The sequence below is a fragment of the Paenibacillus sp. sgz302148 genome, from assembly GCF_056120465.1.
In genome coordinates, this window is the sequence record NZ_JBVYOJ010000048.1 from 1 (window position 1) to 7,943 (window position 7,943).

General features: G+C 47.9%; 5 protein-coding genes. 1 reads left to right on the top strand and 4 read right to left on the bottom strand.

From position 1 onward, the window contains the following. Window positions 1–86 precede the first annotated feature (86 nt). The 4 genes from AC0LWM_RS32215 to AC0LWM_RS32230 form a co-directional block, all read right to left on the bottom strand. Complete coding sequence (locus tag AC0LWM_RS32215) at window positions 87–1,640, bottom strand: copper amine oxidase N-terminal domain-containing protein (RefSeq protein WP_474679140.1); 1,554 nt, start codon at window positions 1,638–1,640, stop codon at window positions 87–89. Window positions 1,641–1,849: 209 nt separating this feature from the next. Beyond that, a complete protein-coding gene (locus tag AC0LWM_RS32220) occupies window positions 1,850–4,087 on the bottom strand; it encodes an ABC transporter ATP-binding protein (protein ID WP_474679141.1) in 2,238 nt (745 codons plus the stop codon). A 37-nt stretch (window positions 4,088–4,124) separates the two neighbouring features. Then, window positions 4,125–4,679, bottom strand: a complete 555-nt coding sequence (locus AC0LWM_RS32225) for a DUF1854 domain-containing protein (protein ID WP_474679142.1) — start codon at window positions 4,677–4,679, stop codon at window positions 4,125–4,127. Beyond that, the gene (locus AC0LWM_RS32230) at window positions 4,680–6,974 is read right to left on the bottom strand and encodes an ABC transporter ATP-binding protein (RefSeq protein ID WP_474679143.1); all 2,295 of its coding nucleotides are present in this window, start codon (window positions 6,972–6,974) and stop codon (window positions 4,680–4,682) included. A gap of 263 nt (window positions 6,975–7,237) precedes the next feature. On the opposite strand from AC0LWM_RS32230, the gene AC0LWM_RS32235 reads away from it, so the two are divergent. Beyond that, on the top strand, window positions 7,238–7,648 hold the full coding sequence (locus tag AC0LWM_RS32235) for a DUF4395 domain-containing protein (RefSeq protein WP_474679144.1): 411 nt from the start codon (window positions 7,238–7,240) through the stop codon (window positions 7,646–7,648). The last annotated feature ends 295 nt before the right edge of the window (window positions 7,649–7,943 follow it).

Below are 7,943 nucleotides of genomic sequence, written 5' to 3' on the forward strand. Positions count from 1 at the left end.
AACTACCAGAGGTTTCAAGCCAAACTGAAACAACGCGCACCGATTGAATATCGGTGCGCGTTGGCAGCATAGCTTTTTTCTTATGTCTACTTGACAGGGGTAAGACCACCGACCCGGCGCTGTTTATTTTCTCCGCCGTTAAAATCGTAAAAAGCATTGCTCTCTGCCGCGCCGCCGGAATCGACGATATTCTCGAAAACCTCATTCCAATCCCCTTGAGAGGTTTGTTTGTCAAAATCCTTCACAACATGCACCATAAATAAATTGCGGGATTCATTCGGCCCTTCGCCTGCTTTCGCATTGCTGAATGAGCGTTCGCTTGAACCTAGCACGACATATCCGGTATCGGATGCCGCGATTCCTCCGAGCTCCGAATAGGTTCGGTTGTCATTCGACCATTTTCCCGAGCCGAGTTGTTTGCCCGCGGGATTGGCCGCTTCTTTGTTATGCATCGTTTTGAATGTAAAAACAACTTTGCCGGTGCCGTTCTTCGTCAAATAAAAGCCGCGCGGGTAATTATCCGCCAAGTCCAAATATACAAAATCATTGCCATCGGCGATCAGACGTTGATCAAAGGAATGACTCGCGGTTTGGGTACTCGACTCATCCTTGAGGAGCGACATTGTGTTGGAATCAACGACAACCAAAATACCGCTTTGATGGTTCAATCCGTCATTTTCGTTTTTGTGCTGCTTCTTGCCCATCAGGATCGCGACCTTACCATTTGTATAAACTAGTCGGGAATTCGCATGTGCGATTGGCTCCATGACATCGAAGCCACCCTTGCTTCTTCGATCGGAGTTGAGATTGAACTTGCCGACCTGCGTTCCGTTCGAATCGTATTTGATCAGCTGAACGTTCGTGCTGAAGTCTCCGTCTTTATTGTTTTGCGTATACAATACATAATAATTGCCGCTATCATCCTTCGTAAATCCGCCGAAAACCTTTAAAGTTTTCTTCAAGGATAGCGTTTTATTAAGCGTAAAGTCAGCTTGAAACTCCGACATATATACGTTTTGTTCATCCTGCCAACCTACCGTTAGTGAATGATCAGGATTAAGATATGTAACGATTTCCGGCGAAGATCCGTAGTTGTTGCTCCAATCGAAGGGACCGATTTGGTCCGCTATACTCGCATCGTACGGCGTACTTCCAACCTCGGACAGCTTGTAATGATATTCCTTGACTGAGGCAAGCTGCTTTTCTAGTTTGTTCGTTAATGTTACCGTCCCCGTCGCCGCATCCCAGATAGTCTCATAACCCGCGCGGTCTCCAATGAAACGCAGCGGTACGTACGTAACGCCTCCGATCACTTCAGGCCCCGGTTTCATAACGTACGTTTCGGACTTAAAAAAAGCCATTTTGTCCTTAACCATCATATACAGCGTGTCCTTGCCGATTTGAGCTTCAATGGATTGGTACTCGGGGATATACTTGACCGAAAGCCCCAATGCGTTAAATAATGAACGAAACGGCAGTAATATCGTACCATTCCTCATAATCGGGTCATTCGACATATTTACTTCCCGGCCATCCACAATCACCTTGATTTTTTCTGCAGCTTGTGCGTGATGAACCGGAACTGTGCCGAGCAACAAGAACGCAGTGATGAGCAAAATCACGAGTGAGCTTTTTTGCACTTCTAACATCCTCTCGTTGTTTTCTATGTTGACGTTTGTTTTGAACCGGCATCGATCGGTACGATTTTCCAATTCATAAACTTGCTCCATTGTAAATAAATTTGCCCAACGATTCAATAGCTTGATAGATTCTTTCAAGTACAGACAATAGAAGAGCAACCTTACGAAAAAAAAACTACTGGCGCTTTGTCCAGTAGTTTACGGTTTCATTACGTGGCCGTGCCGACAACTTCCTGCGCCGGAGCAGCTTCCGACTTCTGCTTCGCCATGTTGCGTTGGGCCATGATCAGATTATAATAGATGCCTTCCTTCGCCATAAGCTCGGTGTGCGTTCCAACTTCTGCGATGGTACCCTTTTCCAGAACCAACAACCGATCCGCATTGCGTAATGTAGATAGACGGTGCGCAATCGCAATCGTCGTCCGGTTCTTCGTCACCCGCTGCAGCGCTTCTTGAATCGCGGTTTCGGTATCGATATCGAGCGATGCCGTCGCCTCATCGAGGATCAGAATGCGCGGGTTATTCAGAACCGCTCTTGCAATCGCCAGCCGTTGCCGCTCCCCGCCGGACAGGTTGTTGCCGTTTTCCTCGAGTTTCGTATCGTAGCCGTCGGGCAAGTTGATGATAAAGTTATGACAGTTGGCCACCTTCGCCGCTTGTATGACTTCCTCCATCGTAGCCTCGGGCTTAGAGTATCGAATGTTCTCGATGATTGTGCCGCTGAACAAGAACGTCTCCTGCAGTACGACTCCGATCTGCGATCGCAAATCCTCCTGTATGATCGTCCGGATATCGATGCCGTCGATTTTGATAACACCTTCATTGACATCGTAAAATCGGGATACAAGGTTGATCAGCGTTGATTTGCCCGACCCCGAGTGGCCTACAAGGCCGATCATTTCCCCTTGCTTCACTTCGATGTTAATGCCTTTCAATACGGGTTCATACGATTTGTAACCGAATGTAACATCTTCAAACGTAATCGCACCTTGAATTTTATGCTTCACGGAAACGCTCGTGTCCATGACTTCCGGCTCTTCGTCAATAATCGAGAACACGCGGTCGATTGAAATAAGCGCATTGGCAATCTGTCTTGGCATATACATCATCCAGGACAAAGGTCCATACACCATCGTTGCGTAACCGGTGAACTGAATAAGATCGCCTAAGGTCATCGTTTTGCCGACGATCATGCTGCAGCCGACAAACAAGACGAGATATTGTCCCAATTGGATCAAATAGTTCGAGATCGGCCATAGGATGCTCGATACTTTTTCCGTCTGAATCGAAGCCGCCGCAAAGCTGCTGTTATATTGCTGGAATCGGGCGATTTCGCGCGATTCCTTGCCGAACGATTTCACGACGCGGATTCCGCTTAACACATCGTGCAGGAACGAACTCGCGCGGTCGAGAATCCGCCATTGCTTATGATACATTTTTCTAAGGACGACTCTCCAGGTGAAAACCTGCATATAAGCAACGAGCGGTGCCGGCAAAATAACGAGCAAAGCAAGCTTCCAATCCGTAGTGAATAGTAAGACGCTGACCGAGACAAGCAGAATGAATTGAAAAATTGCCGTAGAGCATAACTCTTGAATCAATATACGAATCCGGTCCGTATCGGAGCTGACCCGGTTCATAATGTCCCCCGCCCGTTGCGAGGTCATAAATCCGAGCGATAGCCCTTGGATTTTATCGTAGACCATCTTCCGCAAATCCGCGGCGATACGCGAGCTGGCGCTGGCCATCAGCCTGCCTTTGAAAATGCCCAGTACTTCCCCGACGACAAGGCCTGCCAACAAACCAAGAATTGCGATAATGAACATCGAGACATCGGCGCTTTGCCCATCGGCCGGCTGCAGAGCCGAATTGACCATCAGTTTTTGAAAAAACGGCCCGGTTAATGAAAGACTCGTTCCGACAAACAATAGAACGACGCCGCTGAGCAATATTTTCCAATGGACTTTTGACACGTCGAATAATTTTTTGAAAGCTGCGGCTTTATTCATACATTTCGGGCATAACCGCGTGCCGTGTACGAGTTGTCCTCCACACTTGGCGCAAACGCGTTCGGCCTCGTTGTTATAAATACGTACGACCTCTTTGGCGGACAAGTAGTTCAAGATTTGGGCGATGTATGAGTACCTGGCCACGTGCTGCATCGAAATCCGAACGATAATGCGCTCGCCGCTCTCGGTGGTCGCTTCCAGCAAGGCATTGCCGATTAACGGAATGACCTTATAATCTTTTGCATCCGCAATCAAGCACGTTTCCTTCGCTTCGCCTTGCTCGATGTAGGCCCATTTGTCCTCGCCGATCACCAGGTAACCCGGCACTCTCCGCCCTTGCAGCGATACGTCTGCAGGAACGCAATATTGGATGTTCTCTCCAACGGCCTGCTGCGCTGCGCTTAAATCCTGGTCCGTAAGTTCAAAATTTAAGTTCATAATGCCCTTCCCCCTCGTTGTTCGAGGAACTTCGAGATTACATGCACATTTCGACCATGCGGTATTCTTTGTCGGTTAACCGGTCCAGATTCGGAATGATGAAACGATTCCCGTCGACGTCGTTGATCAACAGCCGTTTCTCGGCCGCGAGCTTCACGTTGCCTCCCCCGCTTCGCACCGTAAACCGGCATACGCCGGACGTCGTTTCCGTTTCCCAATACGAGTAGCCGAACTCTTCTTTAATCTTGACGACTCTCGTAATTTCCGGGGCAAAATATCGAATGTGAATATGTTCTTCCAGCACCTCGGCTACATCTTTAGGGAAATCGTCGATCGATTGAATGATGCCTACTTCCTTGTTCTCGATCGTTCGGACGGATACGTAAATCCGTTTATCCGTATGCGGAAACGAGCAGTGCAAGTAGACGACCGGATGTTCTTCCCCTTCCGTTTTGACGGATAACATATTGCCGGCCGTCTTCGTAAAAGTAGCATTATCTTTCGTGAGATAACGAATCATGGCCGCTTCGGACAGATCCGTTGCTTTCTTCGGTTCCTGCTGATTGCACAAAAGCTCCTCGGTCTTCTCCATTTAGACCACCTCTTTCATCTTCAACGCCTCATCATGCTTTTTGACCAAGCCATGGTAGACGCCTTCTTTGACCATTAATTCGTCATGCGTACCCGCTTCGACGACTTTACCCGCATCCATGACGACCAAATAATCGGCATTCCGCAGCGTCGACAAGCGGTGTGCGATCGCAATCGTCGTTCTGCCCTTGATTAACGATTCGAGCGCTTCCTGGATTTGCAGCTCCGTCTCCGTATCGAGCGAGGCCGTTGCTTCATCTAATATCAAAATGCGTGGATTGTGCAAAATCGCCCGGGCGATCGATAACCTCTGCTTCTCCCCGCCGGACAGATTATGTCCTCCGGTGCCCACGATCGTATCGTAGCCATCCGGCAGCTTCTCGATAAAATCGTGTGCGTTGGCGATCTTCGCGGCGTTGATAATATCGTCCATCGTACATTCCGGATTCGCATAAGCGATATTCTCGGCGATCGTTCCGATGAATACATATACTTCCTGTGATACGATCCCGATATTGGCCCGCAGGGACGCCATCGTCAAATCCTTGACGTTTATCCCGTCGATCCGGATCTCTCCTTCGTTGATATCGTACAGTCGGGAAATCAAGTTCACTAGCGTAGATTTTCCGGCCCCCGAGTGCCCGACGACGCCGATCATCTGACCCGGCAGCGCTTGGAGCGATACATCCTTGAGAATGGCTTTGTTCGGCTCATACCCGAATGTTACGTGGCTCACCTCGATGTGGCCTTTCACCGTCGCCAGCTCCACGGCATCCTTCTTCTCCGCCACATCGGGAATTGCGTCCTGGATTTCGAAAATCCGTTGCGCCGCCGACATGCAATAGGACCACCAGTTCACGATGTTGCTCATGAACTGGATCGGACCGTATAACATATACATGTAGCTGACAAAGGTCATGATTTCGCCGAACGTCAAATTCCCTTCGATGACTTTCCAGCCGCCGTATGCCCAAATGATGATTCCGCCGATTTGTGTCAGAATGGACAAAATCGGGAATACCGTGCTGCCCATCTTATTGAATTTTTGCTCCACATCGGAGAAGGCCAAGTTAGCTTTTTGGAATCTTGCCATCTCTTTCTTTTCTTTGCCGAAGGCTTTGACAACGCGTGTTCCGCGCATCGTGTCGCTAATAATCGAATTCAGCGCGCTGACTCTTCGGTGTCTTCTCCATGACATCCGCCACAGTCTCGGAAATACGACGCGTACAATAAATATGACCAGCGGCAGCGGCAGGAAGCAAATGAGGGTAAGCTTCCAATCCATTATGAGCAATATGGTCGTAATTCCGACAATATTCATCGCATTGACAATAAAAAAGGAAATTCCGTCGGAGAAGAAAAATTGCAGCTCCGTCGCATCGTTATTCACGCGGGTCATCAACTGACCGGTTTGTTTCTTCTGGAAAAACTGCAACGACAGCCGTTGCATCGCCGTAAAAACGCTCGTTTTTAAGTCAAAAGCAACGTTCGATGAAAGCTTAGCATTGATGAAGCCGTAAATAACACCGAAAATAAGCGAAATCGTGCGGAATAAGATAATCAGCAATATGACGATTCCGATCTGACCGGCGAATTGCCCGGTGTTGTTTAACGCTTGGTCAAATAATACCGTACCTTGCAAATAAGGAATGACGAGTCCCGTGGCCGAGTTAAGCAGCATAAATAATACAATAAAAAATATCGACCATTTGTACTTTCCTGCAGTACCTAGCAGCCTTGTAAAAATCGCGTGCTTCTTCATGCATTTCGGACAGATCGTTCGACCTGCCTCGGGATAGATCATCCCGCATTTCGGGCAGGATCCATTCTCTTGCTGATCCTCGAGCTCTTGCTCTTCGATGTCTTCCTTCTTCTTCAGCTTGTTGAAAATCGATACCAGCTTCGACGCTCTCGCCATATGCCCGTTGGTAAACGCAGCAATAATCCGTTCCTCCTTCTCCTTGACGACCAACATCCCGGATGCGACAAGGTTGACAATGGAAACGGATTCAATGCTCTCGATGGACAACGTTTCAACCTTCAGATTGTCCACCATGATACGGCTCGGGAGCAGCTTCGACTTCTTGGGCATAACGAAGCCCTTGAATGTCTTCTCGTTGACTTGCTGCTGGTCGTCACCCGCAATCAGAAGTTGATCCCGGCACAGGATTACGTAAGTATCCTGGTATTCGCCGCTTGGGCTTCGGTCGCAGACGACACTGAACATCACGTCTTCCTTGTTCACTCCGTGCTTCTCCTGAAGCACCGTGAACAGTTCGTTTGGCAGTTTGTTCATCTTCTCCCCACAGTTTTGAAAAATTTTTCTTTCAACGCGTACTATTATATAACAGTACTTACTCCATGACATAGTACTTTTTGATTATAATTTTCCACCTTGTCCAAGGCGCTCTTGCGAACATTTGTACTCACCATGGATTTATAATATAACATAATTAGGTAAAGTTGGCTACCGTTATTTTCGTAATACCGACTAATCCAACTTGACAACTTAGGTATGAACATTTATGTTAAATCTAATACGATTCAATGAGGTGACACATGATGAAAGAAGTTCCGATGGCATATGTCAAAGCGAATCAAACCGGCATTCTGCTTATCGTTGTTGCCGCGCTCATCTGGCAGCAGCCCTGGCTCATTGCAGGTTTGTGGACCGTTCAACTGCTTGGCTTGCTGCTCGGCGGCAAGTGGAATCTATTCGTGCGAATCGCCAAACCTTTCCTTCGCATCCAAGGACGCCCGACGCAGGCGGAAGAACTGCAGCGCTTCAACAACACGCTGGCGGTACTGTTCCTCACCTTGTCATCGCTCGCATTTCTGCTTGGCATAACCGTCGTCGGCTGGATTTTCGCCATCATGCTCCTTTGCGCCGCCGGAGCGGCATTGCTCGGATATTGCATCGGCTGCACCGTTTACTTTCAATATAAGCAGTTTATCGCAAGACGGCGCTAATCGGCTTTCCTTGATATGGTAAAAAACGTTTATACCTTATTCGAAAGAAATTCAAAAGTGTTCCTTTTTGTTTGATGCATTTTTGTTCCGTTTGCTCTTGAATAATACCAGAATGGCGGATCGTTGCCAAACGTTTATTTTTGTTTTTATTTACAACAAAAGAGAAACAAAAAAAAACCGCGATATTGATATTATCCCCTTTAAGTAGACACTCAAAAAAACCTTCATGGTATCATGGAGGTTCGAGTGACACTTGGAGGGGATCTTTCTATGGCGAAAAAGGGACAAGTATTTC

Bases quoted from the DNA above. Each gene is read 5' to 3' on its own strand.
- AC0LWM_RS32230 (WP_474679143.1), bottom strand. From the start codon at position 6,974: ATGAACAAACTGCCAAACGAACTGTTCACGGTGCTTCAGGAGAAGCAC.
- AC0LWM_RS32235 (WP_474679144.1), top strand. From the start codon at position 7,238: ATGATGAAAGAAGTTCCGATGGCATATGTCAAAGCGAATCAAACCGGC.
- AC0LWM_RS32225 (WP_474679142.1), bottom strand. From the start codon at position 4,679: ATGGAGAAGACCGAGGAGCTTTTGTGCAATCAGCAGGAACCGAAGAAA.
- AC0LWM_RS32220 (WP_474679141.1), bottom strand. From the start codon at position 4,087: ATGAACTTAAATTTTGAACTTACGGACCAGGATTTAAGCGCAGCGCAG.